The 19365-nt window shown below is 42.0% G+C and carries 15 protein-coding genes; 8 read left to right on the top strand and 7 right to left on the bottom strand.

Annotation, left to right across the window (positions count from 1 at the left end):
• Positions 1-19: 19 nt before the first annotated feature.
• Together AC5JL8_RS16670 and AC5JL8_RS16665 are read right to left on the bottom strand one after the other, a co-directional pair.
• Complete coding sequence (locus tag AC5JL8_RS16670; protein ID WP_495880811.1) at positions 20-937, bottom strand: DUF1338 domain-containing protein; 918 nt, start codon at positions 935-937, stop codon at positions 20-22.
• Between the two features lie 59 nt (positions 938-996).
• The gene (locus AC5JL8_RS16665) at positions 997-2295 is read right to left on the bottom strand and encodes an acetyl ornithine aminotransferase family protein (RefSeq protein ID WP_495880810.1); all 1299 of its coding nucleotides are present in this window, start codon (positions 2293-2295) and stop codon (positions 997-999) included.
• Positions 2296-2794: 499 nt separating this feature from the next.
• On the opposite strand from AC5JL8_RS16665, the gene psb34 reads away from it, so the two are divergent.
• Positions 2795-2965, top strand: coding sequence for a photosystem II assembly protein Psb34 (psb34, locus tag AC5JL8_RS16660; protein ID WP_495880809.1), 171 nt, complete (start codon positions 2795-2797; stop codon positions 2963-2965).
• Positions 2966-3339: 374 nt separating this feature from the next.
• On the opposite strand, the gene AC5JL8_RS16655 is transcribed toward psb34, so the two are convergent.
• From AC5JL8_RS16655 to thrS, 4 genes are all read right to left on the bottom strand, one after another.
• The gene (locus AC5JL8_RS16655; RefSeq protein WP_495880808.1) at positions 3340-4419 is read right to left on the bottom strand and encodes an ATP-dependent 6-phosphofructokinase; all 1080 of its coding nucleotides are present in this window, start codon (positions 4417-4419) and stop codon (positions 3340-3342) included.
• Between the two features lie 515 nt (positions 4420-4934).
• Entirely contained in the window at positions 4935-5816 is an 882-nt protein-coding gene (locus AC5JL8_RS16650) for a universal stress protein (RefSeq protein ID WP_495880807.1), read from the bottom strand.
• A gap of 128 nt (positions 5817-5944) precedes the next feature.
• Positions 5945-6106, bottom strand: a complete 162-nt coding sequence (locus AC5JL8_RS16645; RefSeq protein WP_495880806.1) for a ribbon-helix-helix domain-containing protein — start codon at positions 6104-6106, stop codon at positions 5945-5947.
• A gap of 458 nt (positions 6107-6564) precedes the next feature.
• Positions 6565-8409 carry a threonine--tRNA ligase gene (thrS, locus tag AC5JL8_RS16640; RefSeq protein WP_495880805.1) on the bottom strand — a complete coding sequence of 615 codons (1845 nt, stop codon included), beginning with the start codon at positions 8407-8409 and terminating at the stop codon, positions 6565-6567.
• Between the two features lie 1052 nt (positions 8410-9461).
• On the opposite strand from thrS, the gene AC5JL8_RS16635 reads away from it, so the two are divergent.
• Both AC5JL8_RS16635 and AC5JL8_RS16630 read left to right on the top strand, forming a co-directional pair.
• Complete coding sequence (locus tag AC5JL8_RS16635) at positions 9462-9779, top strand: DUF2605 domain-containing protein (protein WP_495880804.1); 318 nt, start codon at positions 9462-9464, stop codon at positions 9777-9779.
• 289 nt (positions 9780-10068) lie between these two features.
• Positions 10069-10395 (top strand): DUF2973 domain-containing protein, encoded by a 327-nt coding sequence (locus tag AC5JL8_RS16630; protein ID WP_495880803.1) that lies wholly within the window; start codon positions 10069-10071, stop codon positions 10393-10395.
• Between the two features lie 118 nt (positions 10396-10513).
• On the opposite strand, the gene AC5JL8_RS16625 is transcribed toward AC5JL8_RS16630, so the two are convergent.
• Complete coding sequence (locus tag AC5JL8_RS16625; protein ID WP_495880889.1) at positions 10514-12805, bottom strand: amylo-alpha-1,6-glucosidase; 2292 nt, start codon at positions 12803-12805, stop codon at positions 10514-10516.
• Positions 12806-13437: 632 nt separating this feature from the next.
• On the opposite strand from AC5JL8_RS16625, the gene AC5JL8_RS16620 reads away from it, so the two are divergent.
• From AC5JL8_RS16620 to AC5JL8_RS16600, 5 genes are all read left to right on the top strand, one after another.
• Positions 13438-13689 carry a hypothetical protein gene (locus AC5JL8_RS16620; protein ID WP_495880802.1) on the top strand — a complete coding sequence of 84 codons (252 nt, stop codon included), beginning with the start codon at positions 13438-13440 and terminating at the stop codon, positions 13687-13689.
• Positions 13690-13762: 73 nt separating this feature from the next.
• On the top strand, positions 13763-15772 hold the full coding sequence (locus AC5JL8_RS16615; protein ID WP_495880801.1) for a DICT sensory domain-containing protein: 2010 nt from the start codon (positions 13763-13765) through the stop codon (positions 15770-15772).
• 115 nt (positions 15773-15887) lie between these two features.
• Positions 15888-16307 carry a photosystem I reaction center subunit II PsaD gene (locus tag AC5JL8_RS16610; protein ID WP_495880800.1) on the top strand — a complete coding sequence of 140 codons (420 nt, stop codon included), beginning with the start codon at positions 15888-15890 and terminating at the stop codon, positions 16305-16307.
• Between the two features lie 153 nt (positions 16308-16460).
• Complete coding sequence (gene trpE, locus AC5JL8_RS16605; RefSeq protein ID WP_495880799.1) at positions 16461-17972, top strand: anthranilate synthase component I; 1512 nt, start codon at positions 16461-16463, stop codon at positions 17970-17972.
• 411 nt (positions 17973-18383) lie between these two features.
• Positions 18384-19004, top strand: a complete 621-nt coding sequence (locus AC5JL8_RS16600) for a pentapeptide repeat-containing protein (protein ID WP_495880888.1) — start codon at positions 18384-18386, stop codon at positions 19002-19004.
• Positions 19005-19365: the final 361 nt, after the last annotated feature.

Genomic DNA, 19365 nt, shown 5'->3' with positions numbered 1-19365 from the left:
TCAAACCTGAGTCCTATATTTATTTAGACAACCTGGTCATTTCAAATAATTGTTGGGCGTTCTTGCCTAAAAAAGCATCAAAAATTTCAGACTTCCCTGGTTCTACTTCTACTAGATAGCGCTGGGCAATTTCATAGTAAGCATAAGTCCAAGGGATTTGAATTTCTGCACCACTATGATCATCTAAGACTGTGACCATTTCCGTAACTGCTTGAGTTGCTGTTTGACGTAAACCGCAGGCAACATTGCCTTCTATCTCTGCTTTCATGGGTACGCCGAGATTTGCCAAACCACAAACTGTAGTATCTATATCTGGATATGCTGCTGTGTTCTGACGGTTGACGTAGCCTGTAAAATGATTTACTGCATAACCATGCAGTAATACCCAAGCTCCGTATTGAGTAGCTTTATTTACCTCTTCTACAACCGAACGTTGGGGAGGTAACCAGGGACGGGTAAAAACTTTCTGGAGTTGTTGGGCAACAGTTTCAACGTTGCCATCTCCTTGAATAAAAGGAGTAAAAATAGAGGTCAATTCGTATTGAATTGAAGAGACTGTTTTATAGATCAGTTGGGCAATATTGGTAGGCAATTCATCTACAATTAGCTCACTGATAAACAACTTAGGTAAATCGAATTCTGCTTGTTGAGGATGGCTATAATGACGGGCGTACAGATGTGTTTCGGGAAAAGTATACTCTCCAGCGGCTACGTAACCTAAAGCTTCAGCAATTTTCTCCAGGTATTTAATTCCCAAGTTAATCTGACTTTGTGGGCTATCTATCGACAAACGCAAAGACCGCAAGGCGATGTGGTCGTTAGCAACATTACCACCCGCAGCAGTAATCATTTGCTGGTAAGTGCGGGCATAACTTACTCTAGTGCTGTATTGTTTCCAAAGTAATGAGTAGAGATGAAGGGCAATTTCAGGTTTCATAAATCAGTTATTAATTATTAGTTATCTGGATAATCTTTCTATCTACTCAAATTAAAGCCCTACGAACTTAAGATATGCGAGAGAATATCTAGAGCAATTTGAATTTGGTTGCTATCAATAACCAAGGGTGGGCAAAAACGAATTGCTGCCTTACCGCAACCAAGTAACAACAAACCCCGCAAGAAAGCTTCTTGAATGATGCGATCGCGCAACTTAGGATTAAGATTACCCTCATCATCGAGTAAATCCACCGCTACCATCAAACCCTTTCCTCGTGGTAGGGACATTTGAGGAAATCTTTCATGCAATTGAGTCAGACCAGTTTGTAATAACTCTCCCATCAGGGAGGCGTTGGCAATCAAACCACCTTCCAGCAGTCGCAGAGTAGCAATTCCAGCAACACAAGCAACAGGATTTCCGCCGAATGTGGTGGCGTGGGAACCAGGAGGCCAAGTCATTAACTCAGGTCGGGAGAGAATTGCTCCTAAAGGTAGACCACTAGCGAGACCTTTGGCTGTGGTAATAATATCCGGCATCACGCCCCAATGCTCGATCGCAAACAAACGACCTGTGCGCCCCATCCCCGATTGCACTTCATCCACTATCATCAGGATGCCATGGCGATCGCATATATCCCGAATCCGTTGCAAAAAACCATCTTCTGGTACAACATAGCCGCCCTCGCCTTGAATTGCTTCCACAACAATTGCCGCTACCTCATGGGGTGGTAACATTGTCAAAAATAATTGTTTTTCTAAGTAATCTAGAGCAGCGTGAGTACCGTAAGGGATATGAGTTATCCCTGGTACAAGAGGGCCAAAGTTCGCTCGCTGTACTACTTTGGAACCAGTTAAAGACATTGCCCCATAGGTGCGACCGTGAAATGCACCCAAAAAGGCTACAATTTGCGATCGCTTGGTGTAATATCGAGCTAGTTTAATTGCCCCTTCGTTAGATTCCGCCCCAGAGTTAGTGAAAAATACTTTTGCACCTTGGGGAAAGGGGGCGCGAACAGCTAATTTTTCTGCTAGTTCCACCATCGGTTCATAATAAAAATCAGTCCCCGACATATGCAGCAGACGTGCTGACTGTGCTTGAATTGCTTCGACAATTTCCGGGTGGGCGTGTCCAGTGTTGGTAACGGCAATCCCTGCGGTCATATCCAAAAACACATTGCCGTCAACATCTTCCACCATACAAGCTTCACCCCGACCTACTACCAAAGGATAATCTCTAGTGTAGGAAGGAGAAGTTACAGCGCGATCGCGTTCTATAATTGCTTGGGCACGAGGGCCAGGTAAGGAAGTTACCAACCGGGGCACACGAGGTAAACCTAAATTAACAGGAACACTTAACATTGTTTTTTTAGATTTTTTAAGATGATTTTTGATTAAACGCTGAGATTTAAACTATTGCAGTAGCATTTGATTCTCTTTCATCAGGTTAGTACTAACTTCAGTTTATACTTTCACCTCATCCGTAAACCTTATATTAGGGAATACAAATTGACCCTTACGGCTCTTGTTTTCTAAGAAAATAAGTACCTAAGCCTGAATTAATCATCAGGCTGCTAACTTTGTGTCAATTTTTCTATAAGTTGTAATAGATTGTTCTCAATTTGTCCAAGGCCTTTTCGGACAGTTTTTCTGCTTGGTTGGGTTCACTAACCAAGAGCGATCGCTATGTTCTGAGCGATATAAACCTAATCGCTTTCACTTTCAACGTTTAATTGCTTGACGCTTTCTTATAAGCAGTTCTTATATAGACTATTTACTTTTTCTTGTCAAGTTATATTGACTTTTTGTAACAATATTGTTAAATTTATTTACATAAAGTAACAAATAAAGGAAAGCAGCTATGTATACCACGATTAACGAAGACGGCGTTCTTAACAACTACGCAACTGAACCTCAGATGTATTACGCTGAATACCCTGCTATTTGGCAGCAACGTAAATACCTTTTACAGAGCGCTTTTGCTACTTTAATTGTCAGTACTTTAGTTTTAGTTGCTTTTAGCGTTAGCTAAGATTTTTAACTTCGGTAACGGTATCTTTCATCGCTATTTGTTCTTCTCTGCTTCACCTCGGACAGTTTTGCCGAGGTTTTTTGTTGCTGATATGTGCGATGTCCTATCTAATAAGCACTCCCATAGCTATCACTTCTTATTATGCAAATAGCTATTTACTTGCTTGCTTTATCAGGTAATATGAATTAAACTATTATCAGATTTAAATATTTTTGCAACCTCCTGCCAAAGGTGGGCAGTAAGTGGTACCCACCATATATCCTCTTAGGCTACGGCTAACACCACACTTTCCGGGAGCGGCTTTTACTACATAAGTCGCTCCCATTTTTTTGTTGTTATATCAATTTCAGAAAAGAATATGGCCGTTACAAATGTCAATCTCCCAAATAAATACCTAAACCACGAGCAGTTTTGACTAACGTATCCTCTGGATTTACAGCTCTATATTGAGCGATCGCCTCAGCAATTGGCACAGCAAAAACTTGGCGATTTTGCCAGGTCACCATGTAGTCATATTTACCTTCATCTATGAGATTTACCGCTGCTACACCAAAGGCAGCTGCCACTAGTCGATCTAGTGGTGAAGCGGTTCCACCGCGTTGGATGTGTCCTAAGACTGTGACTCGCGTTTCTGCACCAATGCGATCGCTAATTTGATCGGCTAAATATTCACCAATACCGCCATATCGAGATTGGCCCAAACGATTTGTCATTGTGAGAGTTTCACCCTCTTGAGTACGAACTGCCTCAGAAACAATAATTAAACAATAGTTTTTGCCTTCCTCTTGGCGCTGTTTAATTTTGTAGCAAATGTGGTCAAGATTGTAGAGAATTTCTGGAATTAAAATCACATCTGCTCCCCCAGCAATTCCCGCAGCTATAGCAATGTGTCCTGCATCACGGCCCATCACTTCTAAAATCATGACTCGACTGTGAGAAGCAGCGGTAAAATGCAAGCGATCAAGTGCTTCTGTCGCAATATTAACTGCTGTATCAAAACCGATAGCGTGTTCGGTAATGCCAATATCATTATCAATCGTTTTGGGAATACCCACTAAATTAATGCCGCCTTGTTGTGCCAAGCGACGGAGAATAGCTAAACTACCATCACCACCAATCCCAATCAAAGCGTCTAAACCCAGTTGATGGTAACCTGCAATAATTTCTTGGGAGCGATCGCATACACTACCATCAGGCATAGGAAAAGCAAAAGGATCGCCTTTATTGGTGGTTCCTAACATTGTTCCACCAGAAGTTAACAGCGGGTCAACTAAGTCGATTTCCAGTTTTGTGAATTGCGGCGGACGTGCCATTAATCCTAGAGTTGCTTGACGGATTCCTAATACTTCCCAACCTTTTCCACCAGCACAATGGACAACAGATCTAATTACGGCATTCAAACCAGAGCAATCTCCTCCACTAGTAAGAATACCAATACGCTTACCTTTACCCATATATCTTTTAAAGTTTCAAACGTGAAATAGTTCTACCTTGCTTATTGATTTGATTCACAAACATACAGCAGACTTCAACTGCGGCTGAACTCGAATCATTTCATTTACAACTACAACAAGCTTTCTCTTGGTATGCGAGTTAGTTATTTTGCTAACTGAATTTGCCAAGCTGTACTTATCCTTTCCGGACTAGCTAGCTGGTTGAAGTCCGGCATTCTTAGAGCCTATGGGACTTTGGGTACATTTCACTAAGTGCGAAACAAAATTTCATCTGCAAACACACATTTTTGTAAGTATTAGCAGAGTTTTCAGGATTCTTAGGGTAATAGATAATTCTTGCGTTAGCAAACCACCTCCCGGAGCCTCGCATAGATTCCTTTAGCACCGCGTCACCAAAAGCCATATATGATTGCATAACGCGTTGCTAGCATAGGCGTTCCAAGCACCGAATACCCTCAATAATACGGTAATACTGAGAGTTGCCTTAAAACAGCTAAATGTACCATTAGTCCGGTTTAGTCTCCTTGGGGTGGAAAAAAGAGTATAGGATACCAACTCTGACGCAATATTTCAGCCGCAAAACTCGAAACTAACCATTCTTGAAGCTTACCTATTGTTCCTGAAGACACGGCGATCGCGCTAATATCAGCCATTACAGCTGTTTCCAAAACCTGAGTGACAGAGTTTCCTTCCCGGACTTCTATGTCCACTTGTAAATTTACCCCTTCCAAATCAGCTTTAATCTGAGATAGAGTTTGGTGAGCCTGCTGAGGTAAGATTTTCCTTGGTATTTCTCGGCGACCAGTGTTTTCTAAAACCCAGCAAAGCTTACACTGTTGGAGAAATCTACCAGACTGTTGCCCTGCCAAGTGCTTTACCTGTTGCACCAGATAAATTGCCGCTTTACTATCGTTATAGGGAAGTAGCAAAGAGCGAAAAAGGTGCTGACAACGCAGTGTTAATTCCTCACAAGTATAAGCAGAGATTAACTGAGGACGCACTACCAATAGAGGAATCCTTGTCTGGCGGGATAATTCAGCCATCGTACTACCCACCAGTTTTTCCGTGAGTAAGCTGCGACTTTGAGAACCCAGTATAATCAATCCAGACTGATAGGTTTGAGCTACCTTAAGGATTGTCTCAACTGGCTTTCCTGATTGAACTTCTATTTTTACTTCTACATCAGTACGACTTTCATCAACAGCTTCTGCCAATCGAGTTTGAGCTTGTTCCATTTTCTCACTGTCGACTCGTGGAATAATGCCTTTTTCCCACAACGGAACAACGTGCAGAAAAACAATTTGCTTTATCCCTGCAAGCCTAAGACTCGAAACAAAATGTGAAAGGCGATGCAACCCGTCAGAAAAATCTGTACAAATTAAAATTCGTTCAAACATAGATAATTAATAAAAGAGGGTTCTAAGTATTCTACTTTGACACCTAGCCTCTTTATCTTTCAATCCAGCACAAATGCGGCTGTCAGAGCCTACTGTAGGTTCTGTTAAACAGCATTTAGTTGAACTGCTCAATCTACTTTCTGTGTTACTTCAGTTGAAAGAGAGCGAATTAACTCCCGAATTACATCAGTTGCTGGTCTCCCAGAGGTTGAGCAGTATTTTTCTAACTTCTCTACCTCGCCTGATGTCAGATTGATTGTAAGTCGTTTTACAGCCCATTTTTTATTCATGTATTAAACAACCTATGTTTTTAAACTACTTTTTTAATATCAATCATTTAAGCTGTTACTACAATGATATAAATAATGATATTAAATTCAAGACGTCATGAAGAAAAATGCTACAAGTTTCTTACCTGTAGTGAAGAGGTAAAGTATATTCTAGAGTATGAACTTTAGCTGCTTGGGGTGTAAGAATTGTGAATACAATGTAAGCAAAATATTAAAGTATCTCAACACAAAATAAGTATTTACATGGAGTTAAGTCTTACTTTTCGTTGAAGAGTAACATCCTATCATTCATTGATGAGTATTGTGGAGCATATCAAGATTTGTTTTCCCAGAAGAGCTAGACTATTTGCCATCAGCAAGAATCATAATGGTGTATAGCATTGATAGCTTATCCATCAAATATTGGATATTCATTGGGATAAAACTAATCAATGCTCTATTCGTTCTCAGAAAGATACCTAGAAGTTATCGAAGTTAGCGATCGCTGTTTTCAACTTATCTAGCACCTCATCCACAGAAATAGCGCCCAACTCTCCAGAGGCGCGGGTACGAATACTCAAGGTGTTGGTTTCAACTTCCTTAGCTCCCACCACTGCCATTACGGGTATTTTATCTTTTTCGGCATTGCGAATTAACTTACCCAGGCGATCGCCACTGTTATCAACTTCGACACGGATGCCGAAAGCACGCATTTTTGCCGCTACATTTTGAGTAAAATCTAGCTGTGCTTCACCAACTGGCAACAATCTGGCTTGCACTGGCGCTAACCACAAAGGGAAATCACCCGCATACTCTTCAATTAAAATCCCAATCAGCCGTTCCAGCGAACCAAAAGGCGCACGGTGAATCATCACCGGACGTTTGCGAGAACCATCTTCAGCGACATATTCCAAATCAAAGCGTTCTGGCAAGTTGTAATCTACTTGCACAGTTCCCAACTGCCATTCTCTTTCTAGGGCATCACTGACAATGAAATCTAGTTTTGGCCCATAGAAGGCTGCTTCCCCTATGCCTTCAAAGTGATCCATCCCCAAGGTTTCAACTGCTCGACGAATGGCATTTTCGGCTTGGTTCCAAGCTTCATCAGAACCAATGTACTTATCACTAGCTGGATCGCGAAAACTGAGTCGCGCTTTGAAATTCCCAAGTTGCAGAGTTTTAATCACTGATAATATTAAATCCACCACGTTGAGGAATTCGTTATCTAGCTGTTCTGGGGTGACAAATATGTGGGCATCATCCTGGGTGAAACCCCGCACCCGCGTTAAACCGCCTAATTCCCCTGATTGTTCGTAGCGATAAACAGTACCAAATTCCGCTAGCCGGATAGGTAGTTCCCGATAGGAACGCAACTCGCTTTTATATATTTGGATGTGGAAAGGGCAATTCATAGCTTTGAGAACAAAGCCTTGTTCTTTAGCGGCTGCTTCCTCATCCTCTGCCATCATTGGGAATAAGTCCTCTTTATATTTCTGCCAGTGTCCAGAGGTTTTAAATAAATCTACTCTGCCAATATGAGGAGTAACAACCTGCTGATAACCGCGTTTTAGCTGTTCTTGTTTCAGAAAGTCTTCCAAAATACTCCGCAATAGAGTACCTTTGGGCGTCCACAAAGGTAAACCCGGCCCTACTTGGTCAGAAAATATAAACAGTCCAAGTTCTTTACCCAGTTTCCTGTGATCTCGTCGCAGCGCTTCTTCTTTACGCCGCTTGTACTCAGCGAGTTGTTCTGGGGTTTCCCAAGCAGTCGCGTAGATGCGTTGCAATTGGGCTTTGGTTTCGTCCCCACGCCAATAAGCACCAGCAACACTTTCTAACTCAATTGCTTTTGGGTTGAGTTCACTGGTGTTTTCTAAATGAGGCCCCGCGCACAAATCCCACCATTCATTTCCTAAATGGTAAATAGTAATTGGTTCCTTTTTGATATCTGCTAGGATTTCTAACTTATAAGGCTCATGAATTTTTTGAATTCGGCCTTGGGCTTCTTCCCGGCTGACTTCTTCCCGAATTACTGGCAGTTTGCGATTAATAATTTTTACCATCTCTTTCTGGATGGCTTTTAAATCCTTGTCGCTAAATGGCTCTGGATTGTCAAAATCATAATAGAAGCCATTATCAATCCAGGGGCCAATTGTTACTTGCGCCTTGGGAAACAGCTTTTGTACAGCCATCGCCATCACATGGGAAGCGGTGTGGCGGATTTTTTTTAAATTTTCCGATTCGCTGCTACGAGGTAAATACATTTTTGCAGATTGTTCTGGTTGGTTGGGAACTTGATTAGGCGACATCGGCTGTTGAACCATTGGCGAAGTGATTGCAAAAGTAATTTATCAGTTAGAGTTCTGAAAAATCTACCCAAATATAACATGGGTTTATTTTCCAACTTCATACACTTTTTCCTTTACTAGATGGACTTTCGCATCTTTTATAGGATTAGTGTTTTACCCATTTTAAATTACTGTTCTACCAATGTTTAATGAGCCTTAACATCAACATTGATTAATTTGCTTGTGGCTATCTGAAGATGCCTCTTGTAATACTTTGGTCTAGATTAGTGTTCGGTACTTTAACTCATTCATGATTCAATGCAGAGTATTTTCAAATTTGTAAGTTATTACAAGCGAACTAACCTCACTTCATCATAGTCAGATATACCAACTTTAAAATTGAAGTTAGTCTCAGGGAGTTAATTATGCCACTAGTAAAAAGCTTTTTACTGCTATATACAGCGTGACTGAAGATAAATTTTTACCTAAAATTTATCTTTGTACTTAGATTGTTTCGAGTACCTGTTAATTGCAAATGTTTTTTGCTGGTGTGCTTTTGTGGCTCCATGGTAACTAGTCTAGAAGTGAGCAACTGATTGGAAAACATCACTAGATATTTTCAATTGTAAAGGTTTGTAATCTATTTGATTTTAAAGTTGAGAACTACCTGAAATAAATTCTGTCTATAGAGATAGTTAATAAAATTATAATGTTTTTTAGAGACAGTCAGATTTACTTTGGTTAGAGATGATTGAGTTAATGAGAGTTTGTGCATTAAGTTTATTATTAGTACAATTTAATTTAAAAACTAAATAATTTTCAATATATTTTTAACAATAATCTATCTATAGAATGAACTATCACTCAAATCATCGCCGCTTGTGTTTGGCTGCATTTATAATGATCCCACTACGGATACTCTATCGATGGGATCTGTACAAATCATCTAGCAAGACTATAATATATAAAAATGTATATTTAGCTACACACTATTTATTGCTTCTAACCTAAGACATAATAAGAAAATATGTTAAGAATTGTAAAAAACGTTAATATTATAAAGAAAGTTAGAAGTATGCTTCTCATTTATGCGAGACTCAAATTTACCAGGGACTGATCTGCTGAAAACGGTTTTAGAACCACTGTTGGATGATTTTCAATATTGGTTTGCGCGATCGCGCAATTTTCTAGAAACTGAGCAGATCACATTTATGAGTGAGCAAGAGCAAACTGACTTGCTGTTGCAAGTCAAACAAGCGCAAGATGAACTAAATACGGCGAAGATGCTGTTTAGTGCAACTGATGGGCAAGTTGGGATTGATATGGCGACATTAATGCCTTGGCATGAATTGGTAACAAAATGCTGGAATGTGGCAATGCGCTTCCGTCAAGAACGAGAACTTTGATAGCCTTGTTGCTAATTAAGTTCAGTATGCAGATTAGTAATGGCGATTCACTATGTATGTTCGAGAGATAGTACTAAATCTTTAATAAAATTTGAATTTACCAAGAAAATAATGTATCCCATGCTACCGTCATGTGAACAACTGAACAACAGTTAATAAATTGCCCATTAGAAACATAGATGTACAAATAGTACGTTAATTATCTGCTCTAGCCGTGAGTCACGGTGTCAGCAAACCAAAACGTTAGATTATAAAGTTTTAAAACTTGCTTCTCCTGGAGGAAAAACCGATGCTACATCTGCTTTACATTCTCGCTTTTACTATCCTTGCTTTTATAGCCGTTGCTAATTTAATTCGTAACTTGATCATGTTCAGTTTTGATCGAGAGCGAACTTATCCAGCAAAATACTCAGCAATGAACAATCAGGGCAAATATGGCTCTTCATCAAGAAAGCAGTTTGTACCACATCCAGAGTTATTAGATAACGCCGGAAACGTAATCAAAGAGCCATTATTGGTAATGCGTTCAATTAACGTTGATGATGCGCGTCACCAATTAGATGCTTTATATGAAGCTTCTCCAGGTCAGAAAATTGAGAATCAAGAAGAAAAATAAAACGAGTGCTGAGTTCTAAGCGAAGATAACAAATCAATATTAGATGATGAAGAAAGGAGAAATTATTGGATCTTCTTTCTTTTTTGTTTTTCTTCCTGCCTCAGCACTCAGCATTAAATTAAGCTTCAATCACTACCCTGAGATTGCCGCGTTTTTTAGCAACACGGCAAGCGGTTGTGCTACCAGAACGCTCGAATTCTAAATCTAAGATAGTAGGGCCAACTTGCAAATTGTGCAAGGACAAGCGATTAATCGATTCTGGTAAAGCCGGATCGATAATTCGCAAACAGTTGTTTTGAGCATCAGGTACTAGGTTGATCATCATTTGCAGAAGTTGGAAGACACTACCAGTAGCCCAAGCTTGTGGAGTACAGGCAACTGGATACTGTACAGGCGAATGATCACCGTTACGTTCGTAGCCACAGAAGAGTTCTGGAGGACGTTGATATGGCTGCTGACTAGTCATATCAAACAACCCTTGGAAGATTTCCAGTGCTTGATCTATTAAACCAAGCGATCGCAACCCCATAGCAATGATGGCGTTGTCGTGCGGCCAAACTGAACCAATGTGATAACCCATTGGATTGTAGGCTGGGGATAAACTACTCAAAGTCCGAATACCCCAACCATTAAACATATCCGGGGCGCGCAACCGTTCTGCTACACTGTAGGCTTTTTCAGGTGTAAAGATGCCCAAATGCAGACAATGGCCGGGATTTGAGGTAATACTGTCTACTTGCTTGCCGTCACCATCCAAAGCCAGGGCGCAAAAATCTTGGTCTTCCATCCAAAAGTCTCTATTGAAACGCACCTTGAGATTTCTGGCTTCTTCTTGCCAACGATCTGCTAAATCAAGCCGCTTTTTCATCCGCGCAATTTCTGCGAGGCGTATTTTCGCAGCATAGACATAAGCTTGCACCTCACAAAGGGCGATCGGCCCATTGGCTAGCTCTCCTTTGCGATCTACAATACAGTCTCCTGAGTCTTTCCAGCCTTGGTTAGCAAGACCGCGTTTAGACTTACGATAGTAGCTTAGGTAGCCATTTTGTTTACTGTTGCGATCAATCCACTCCATAGCTGCCAGAGCATTAGGCCAAAGTTGCTCTAAAGTTTCTTGATCGTGAGTCCAAGCATAATATTCGGCATACAGCATCAGCCAAAGAGGAGTAGCATCAACTGTACCGTAGTAGGGTGTATGGGGAATTTCCTGGCAACGGGCCATTTCCCCTAGCCGCAACTCGTGCAAAATTTTGCCTGGTTCTTCTTCGCGCCAATCATCCTCAGTTTTGCCTTGGTATGTCGCTAATAACAGTAAGGTTTCTTTAGCGATTCGGGAGTTTAACATCAGAGTTTGGGAAGCTGTAATTAATGAATCCCGCCCAAACAGCGCCGAAAACCACGGTACTCCAGCAGAAAGTGTTTTATACTTGCCAAAAGACTGGCGTAACAAATACATATCTTGTTCAGCCCGCTCAATCACTCGATTGAAAATGCTTTTATCTGAGCTGATCCTGGTAATCTGTTGCACCCAGTGTTGTTCTTCCATCAACTCAGCAGCTTTCGCTTGTGCTAAAGTGACAGCTGCACTCACGGTAGAACTAGATTGGTTGTTTCTCAACATATTCAACCGATAACCTAATTTTTGGGTTTCGTGAGGAGCCAACTCTAGCTGCCAGACCGCAGTGTAACCCTTAAAATAGTCTGGTTGATGATGCTGGAATTGGATACGAGATTCCATTAACAAGCCATCCAAACCTTCGTAGGCGAGTGTTAAGGATTCTTCCCTATGGGCAAAGGAATGAGTTTGCATAAATGAAACATTATCAGTTGCTGAAGATGCTCCTTCCTCTGGTGTTGGTTCCACTAAGCGTAGAAGTCTACCGCGTTTATCTCTGCCATAGCCCCGGACTTCAAATAAATCCACAAAATCTGCATCAAAGCTGATACTAAGCTCAAAAATGATTGTAGTTGTGCTATAATTAGATATTTCTATATCTTCAAAAAGTGCCCCATTGAGTACGAGTTCCCGGCGAATCCCTACAGTATCGGCTTTGAGTCGCTCATCAATCCTGGGATTAGTACATAGAACTGAAAGCGCAAATCCTTTTTCGGCTGTACTACTGAGAAGCACAGGCGATCGCCCCTCGATCTGTAACTCTAGGCGACTGAGAAATCGCGTATCGCAGCAAAACAGTCCCATACTGGGATTGCTATCGTTGAGGGAACAGCCAGAAATGTTCCCTATCGTATCTGTTACTAGAAATAAATCATCATCTTTAACCGTCAGTGTTAGTTGTGGTCTTTCACTGACAACACAAGGCCACTCCGGGATAGGTAATTGTTCAGCAGGAATAAAAGTTTTTCCGTCTAGGAAAATTTTTTCCGGTGTCATTAATGTATCCGGTGTCATTAACCAAAGTTCCGTGTACAGTTCTATATTTACATTCACGCGATCGCCCGTATACTGCCAAGCTTGTTCAGAAAGAACAAGCTTGCTCAAAGCGAAGCTTTGAGGCAACCGCAGGGAGTGGGTTTGGGCAGTAGGGCGTCCTACGCGATTGCCTACAGCACTGCGCTCCGCGCAATCGCATCAGCGTCAATCAGAAAAAGACGCTTTAGCCAGCTCAGTTGAGCCATGCAAAGCAAAATAATAATACTTACATACTCTTGGCAACAGGGAAGCTATAAAATCTACACAATTAAATATTTATAAAGGTATAGGTATACTAACTAAAAGAGCCAGTAGTTATATTATCTAACTTTAAAGTCGCTAGAAATAATTTGTAGTGCTAAAAAAGGAAATTCGTATTAGTAGCGAGTACAACTGGCTACTAGAGTGTAGCAGGTAACATTAGAGGTAACAAAAAACTCACAGCGTTTTTCAGGTGAATGAAGTACACGGGTAGGGTAGCCACTCCGTTCGGTCGCCAGACTTGTAGACACCCGCAGGGTGGCTTAAGGCAGGGTAGGAAGTGGCGAATCTAGTCGAGAATGTATATTGGGCGTAGTAGCCTATTACTTGAAACATCACAATGCCAGCAAATGGATAAAGAAGAATTGAGTGAAGAACAAAGTAGTTCTGGCGAAAGGCTAAACTATGTTTATGCTTACGGCACGCTAAGGCGCGAACAACGCAGGCATAGCCGTTTGTTAGTTTATTTGCTAGTCAAAGCTTTTAATTTTGTCAACAAAGCTGTAAAAGCTCCTGCTCAATGGGAGCAAAGTGCTGCATTTGCTTCTGTAGAACATCCTTTTCAGAATTCTTTACATATTGCAACTGTCTACTTAACTTGATAGTCCGTTGTAATTTGTAAAATGCAGCTGTGACTTCGATCTTGTCCAGATTGGGCTTCTTTTAACGATATTCATGAGCATTTCGACTTCTGTGCTGAGTGATCTGCTACAGTCCCTCCCCTACCTACGGCCACAACTATATTTTAAGGCTTCACTAACGGCGCTCTCCCATGCGATGGAAGACCAGGTTTTGGCGGCAACACTAGTCCAGCCTCTGGTAATTGCTAGCTTTCAACGAGAGCGATTCTACCGCCAAGAAGCTCATCGATACCAGCGACTGTCCGAGCGAAGTAGTCAAGTATACGTGTTGTCTGCACCAGAAACAGATTTTACCAACAGTTCGCAATACTATGAAAAAATAGCTTTTGAGCCAGACGACGCTTTAAGTCAAGAGTGGCATTTGGTAGTAATTGCCGAAAACTATGCGACTTGCTTAGTTTGTCGGGAAAGTCTAGGCTCTATTGCTAAAAATCAGCAAATCCCAGAAATTAGTCCTAGCCTGGATATGGATACAGCACGAAGGTTTGAAGGGGTTTGGACATCTGAACGGGGAGTCAGTCTGAAGGCAGCACAATTGCTGTTAGATAGGATTGTGATTTATAGACCGAGTTTAGTAAATAAAATTGAGGAAGCACGCCAGAGGTTTGGCATAGGAAAACCAAGAAGTTACTCTGGAGCCGAGCAAATCAGTGAATATGCTTGTGACATAGATACTGACCCTTTTGTGCAACGCTTAGTGACTTACCTGCAAGCTAGTCAGTACAAATTGCACAAAGCTTATCGTTCGATCGCAGCTCAAGCACGTAAAGAACGCTTAATCAACTCAATCAGCACTGCGATTCGGCGATCGCTCGATCCGCATCAAGTGCTTCAGATAGCAGCACAAGAATTAGGACAGCACATGGGGGCTGGTCGCTGTTTAATTTACCGTGTTCAAGCCACAGAAGCCAAAGCTATTATTGAACACGAATTTTTGACCCCTGGTATTTTATCTGTTTGGGGGCAAACCTGGGATTTAGAGAACAATCCGTTATTTCGGGAAATCGTCAAACAGGGTGAGGGTGTCTATGTAACTAATACTCTGACTGATTTTCGTGTTACCAGTTCGGAGGCGCTTTCTTCGCTCGCTAAAAAGTTTGCCATTCGTTCTTGGGTGATGGAACCAGTGTTTTATCAGGGACGATTGCTAGGCATAGTAGAGTTACACTATTGCAGTATGCCACCCCATGAATGCCAACCAGGGGAATTGGATTTGGTAGAAGCGATCGCCACCCAAGTCGGTGCTGCTTTGATTCAAGCGGAAGCTTACGCCAATTTAGAAGAACTCAACCAGCAGTTAGAAGCCCTTGACCGCACCCGCAGCAACCTCATAGCAATCACAGGACACGAGCTCCGTACTCCTTTATCCACTATTCAAGTTTGTCTGGAAAGTCTTGCCAGCGAACCGGATATGCCCCAGGATCTACAGCAGGTTATGCTCAGTACTGCTCTTTCTGATTCAGAACGGATGCGGAAACTGGTGCAAGATTTTCTCACACTTTCCAACCTGGAAAGTGGTCGGGTGGAATGGCATCCAGAGTCCCTTACTTTACAAGAGTGTGTAGATTTAGCACTGAGCAGGCTTCGGACACGCTCCAGTATAGAAAAGCCACCCCAAATCAAGACTCAAATTGACAAAAATCTGCCTTTAGTTAGGGCTGACGGTGATTGGCTGGTGGAAGTTCTAGCAAAACTCATAGACAACGCTTGTAAATTTACACCTTCACAAGGAAAAATCAGCATTATTGGTACTCGTAATAGCCAGCAGATGGTTGAAGTTACTGTAGCTGATACCGGACGGGGCATTGAACCCAATCGCTTAGAAATAGTTTTCGATAGATTTTATCAAGAGGAGGGAGCGCTGCGGCGTACCACCGGCGGTACTGGATTGGGTTTAGCAATTTGTCGCCAAATTGTCAACGGCTGGGGTGGTGAAATTTGGGCAGAGTCAACTGGCAAAGACCAGGGTAGTCAGTTTCACTTTACCATTCCCATTGTTCAAAGCAGCCAAGAGGAAAAGCGGCCAACCGCCAAGCGCCGATAGTTGATGCCAATTAATTCCTAAAAACTGGCTACAAACTGTTACAGACTATGACGCGATCGCAATATGATCCAGTTGACGGTGTTAGGATGCCCTAAAAACGTTGAGAGAGTAATTTATGGCAGAAACACTTTCTGGACAAACTCCAATCTATGCTGGCAACACTGGCGGCTTGCTAGCAAAAGCAAACGAGGAAGAAAAGCACGCTATCACCTGGACTAGCCCCAAAGAGCAAGTGTTTGAATTGCCTACAGGTGGCGCAGCCGTTATGAAACAAGGCGACAACCTGCTTTATATGTCTCGCAAAGAACAATGCATTGCTTTGGGCGGTCAGCTCCGGAAATTCAAAATTACAAACTACAAAATTTACCGCATTTTCCCCAGTGGTGAAACTGCTTTTATTCACCCAGCTGATGGTGTATTCCCAGAAAAGGTAAACCAAGGTCGGGAGAAAGTGCGTTTTGTACCACGTAACATCGGTAAAAACCCCAGCCAAGCAAAACTAAAGTTCAGCGGTAAATATACTTACGACGCCTAGTGATTAGGTACTAGGGACTGGGTATTGGGGGCTAGGGACTAGGGACAAGGGGACTAGGGACTGGGCAATTTACTTAATATCCAATCCCCAATCCCCAATCTCCAATCCCCAATCCCCAATCCCCAATCCCCAATTCCAATCCCTTAGCTGTTTATGATTTTTCCCAATTTTTCCCAATTTGCCCAGCTAGCTTTACAAGGCAACTTTGTTCCGGTTTATCAAGAATGGGTAGCTGATTTAGATACGCCAGTATCTGCTTGGTATAAGGTCTGTGCTGGTCAACCCTATAGCTTCTTATTAGAATCTGTAGAAGGTGGGGAAAAACTAGGACGTTATAGTTTATTAGGTTGCGACCCGCTGTGGGTGTTGCAAGCATGGGGTAATACTACGACCCAGACACACCGCGATGGTTCCCAAGTCACGTTTGAAGGTGACCCCTTTACAGCTTTAGCCAACTGTCTAGAACCTTATAAACCAATAAAGTTACCACAACTACCACCAGGAATTGGCGGTTTGTTTGGTTTTTGGGGCTATGAATTGATTCACTGGATAGAACCTCGTGTCCCAATTCATGCACAGGATGAGAGAAATATTCCTGATGGGTTGTGGATGCAGGTAGATCACCTGTTGATTTTTGATCAGGTGAAACGGAAAATTTGGGCGGTCGCCTATGCGGATTTGCGCGACCCCAAAGTAGATATACAGGCAGCTTATCAACAAGCGTGCGATCGCGTCACTCAGATGGTCAGCAAGCTATCTCTGCCTTTGTCACCAGAGAAAACTATATTTGAATGGAAGCCCCCAAGCAGTAACAAAGCAGCAGCAGAGGAATACACCAGTAACTTTACGCGCTCAGAATTCTGCGCCAGCGTTCAAAAAGCAAAAGACTACATCAAAGCTGGAGATATCTTTCAAGTTGTTATTTCTCAGCGCCTATCAACACAATACACAGGCGATCCCTTTGCGCTTTATCGCTCCCTGCGCCAAATAAATCCGTCGCCATATATGGCTTACTTTAACTTTGAAGATTGGCAAATTATTGGTTCTAGCCCTGAAGTTATGGTAAAAGCAGAACGCGATCGCGACGATGACGTGATAGCAACAGTCCGTCCAATTGCAGGGACACGTCCACGGGGTAAAACTACCAAAGAAGATGCAGCCTTAGCTGAAGATCTACTCCACGACCCTAAAGAAGTCGCTGAACACGTCATGCTTGTTGATTTAGGGCGTAATGATTTGGGTCGCGTTTGTCAAAACGGTAGCGTTAGAGTTGATGAATTAATGGTAGTTGAGCGCTATTCCCATGTCATGCACATTGTTAGCAATGTCGTAGGTAAATTAGCACACAGCAAAACTGCATGGGATTTACTCAAAGCTTGCTTCCCTGCGGGTACAGTAAGCGGCGCACCTAAAATCCGCGCGATGGAAATTATCCACGAGTTAGAACCTAGCCGTCGCGGTGTTTATTCTGGTGTTTACGGTTATTACGATTTTGAAGGTCAATTAAATAGCGCGATAGCAATACGTACAATGGTAGTACGTGATAATACAGTAACTGTGCAAGCTGGTGCAGGTTTGGTGGCTGATTCTGAACCAGAAAAAGAATACGAAGAGACACTCAATAAAGCTAGAGGACTTTTAGAAGCTATTCGCTGTTTACGTTGAAAAAACTATTGTAGTTACTACAAGCATACTTCGATGTGGAGGGGCTTTTTATCCGTCATCGCTCCTACCATCGATTTTGTATACGTTGCTGTAAACGAGGAATTGGTATTAAACAAATCTTATTTTCGATATAAATAGCAACAATTCGCACTTAACTGAGAAATAATTGCCTTTTTGTAACAAAATTGTTATATTAATTTATATTAAGTTACATAATTTGTTACACCACTGCATTCTGAATAAACGTGCAGTTGGGTGTACACGTACTTTGCCGAGTATCTAACTTAACAGCAACAAACTCACTATGTATTTAACAGAGCGAAGGTTGAGTGTTTTTAAAAGTCTCTTCAGAAGCGCTATCTACGGCAGTTAATTTCCGCATGATTAATGAAGATTTGGGAGACAGGCTATATGGATGCTGATGAACTTCTCAAACGCTACTGTGCAGGAGAGAGAAATTTCACGCAGGTAAGCCTGCATTCAACCAACTTGAGCGAGGTATGTTTAGCTGGAATCAACTTGGATCGAGCTAACCTAGCTCAATCAAGCTTATCGCAAGCTAACCTACGTGGAGCAAACTTGATTGAAGCAAATCTAAGTGCGGCGTCGCTCTGGAGAACTGACTTAAGTGGAGCAACCTTAATTTGGGCTAACCTGAAGCGTGCTAATCTGATTCGGGCAACTCTAACTAAAGTGGATTTGCACAAAGCTTCCTTAGCGAAAGCCGACCTGCGTTTAGCAAACCTACGCGATGCTGACCTCAGTGGTGCAGATTTGACTGGGGCAGACTTGCGTTACGCCAACCTCAGTGGCGCTTTTTTGGCTGGGGCAAATCTCAACGGTGCAAACCTGACTGGGGCAGACTTGAGCAAGGCAGACTTAAGCTATACTAATCTCGCTAAAGCCCTCTTGTTTAAAACTAATCTAAGTTATGTAGACTTTACGGAAGTAGACCTAACTAAAGTAGATTTGCGCTACTGCTTGCTTAACAAAGAAGCTCTGCCTCAAAGAGACCTTGTTGAGGCAGGTTAACAACATTCATTTAGTTTGAGCTTTTAGCGTTCGAGAAAAGGGTAAGGGGTAAATCCTTTACCCTTTTGCTTGCTATTTACTGGGTGCGATCGCCAAAGTATCCTGCACTCGAATATGGTTGAGCCAAATTCCTTGGATGTAAAACAAAGTCATAAATTATTACTTTTAAATAAGTATAGCTAATACTTGATATTAATTTTACAAATCGGTTAGTCCTTGATGACTTTTTGTAAACTAATGTAAAGTACTATCACAGGCAAACAAAACTTGTCTGATTCATAAATAATTAATCGCAATCATAAAACCATGACAGCAACCTTACAGCAGCGCGCTAGCGCCAACGTATGGGAGCGGTTCTGCA

The organism is Mojavia sp. (genome assembly GCF_059505145.1).
The sequence above is the reverse complement of the archived record's forward strand: the minus strand, read 5'-3'. Positions and strand labels throughout refer to the sequence as shown.

Coding starts and splice junctions, on each gene's coding strand:
- AC5JL8_RS16610 (WP_495880800.1), top strand. CDS start 15,888: ATGGCAGAAACACTTTCTGGACAAACTCCAATCTATGCTGGCAACACT.
- AC5JL8_RS16630 (WP_495880803.1), top strand. CDS start 10,069: ATGCTACATCTGCTTTACATTCTCGCTTTTACTATCCTTGCTTTTATA.
- thrS (WP_495880805.1), bottom strand. CDS start 8,409: ATGGTTCAACAGCCGATGTCGCCTAATCAAGTTCCCAACCAACCAGAA.
- AC5JL8_RS16625 (WP_495880889.1), bottom strand. CDS start 12,805: ATGACACCGGATACATTAATGACACCGGAAAAAATTTTCCTAGACGGA.
- AC5JL8_RS16670 (WP_495880811.1), bottom strand. CDS start 937: ATGAAACCTGAAATTGCCCTTCATCTCTACTCATTACTTTGGAAACAA.
- AC5JL8_RS16635 (WP_495880804.1), top strand. CDS start 9,462: ATGCGAGACTCAAATTTACCAGGGACTGATCTGCTGAAAACGGTTTTA.
- AC5JL8_RS16620 (WP_495880802.1), top strand. CDS start 13,438: ATGGATAAAGAAGAATTGAGTGAAGAACAAAGTAGTTCTGGCGAAAGG.
- psb34 (WP_495880809.1), top strand. CDS start 2,795: ATGTATACCACGATTAACGAAGACGGCGTTCTTAACAACTACGCAACT.
- AC5JL8_RS16650 (WP_495880807.1), bottom strand. CDS start 5,816: ATGTTTGAACGAATTTTAATTTGTACAGATTTTTCTGACGGGTTGCAT.
- AC5JL8_RS16665 (WP_495880810.1), bottom strand. CDS start 2,295: ATGTTAAGTGTTCCTGTTAATTTAGGTTTACCTCGTGTGCCCCGGTTG.
- trpE (WP_495880799.1), top strand. CDS start 16,461: ATGATTTTTCCCAATTTTTCCCAATTTGCCCAGCTAGCTTTACAAGGC.
- AC5JL8_RS16655 (WP_495880808.1), bottom strand. CDS start 4,419: ATGGGTAAAGGTAAGCGTATTGGTATTCTTACTAGTGGAGGAGATTGC.
- AC5JL8_RS16600 (WP_495880888.1), top strand. CDS start 18,384: ATGGATGCTGATGAACTTCTCAAACGCTACTGTGCAGGAGAGAGAAAT.
- AC5JL8_RS16615 (WP_495880801.1), top strand. CDS start 13,763: ATGAGCATTTCGACTTCTGTGCTGAGTGATCTGCTACAGTCCCTCCCC.
- AC5JL8_RS16645 (WP_495880806.1), bottom strand. CDS start 6,106: ATGAATAAAAAATGGGCTGTAAAACGACTTACAATCAATCTGACATCA.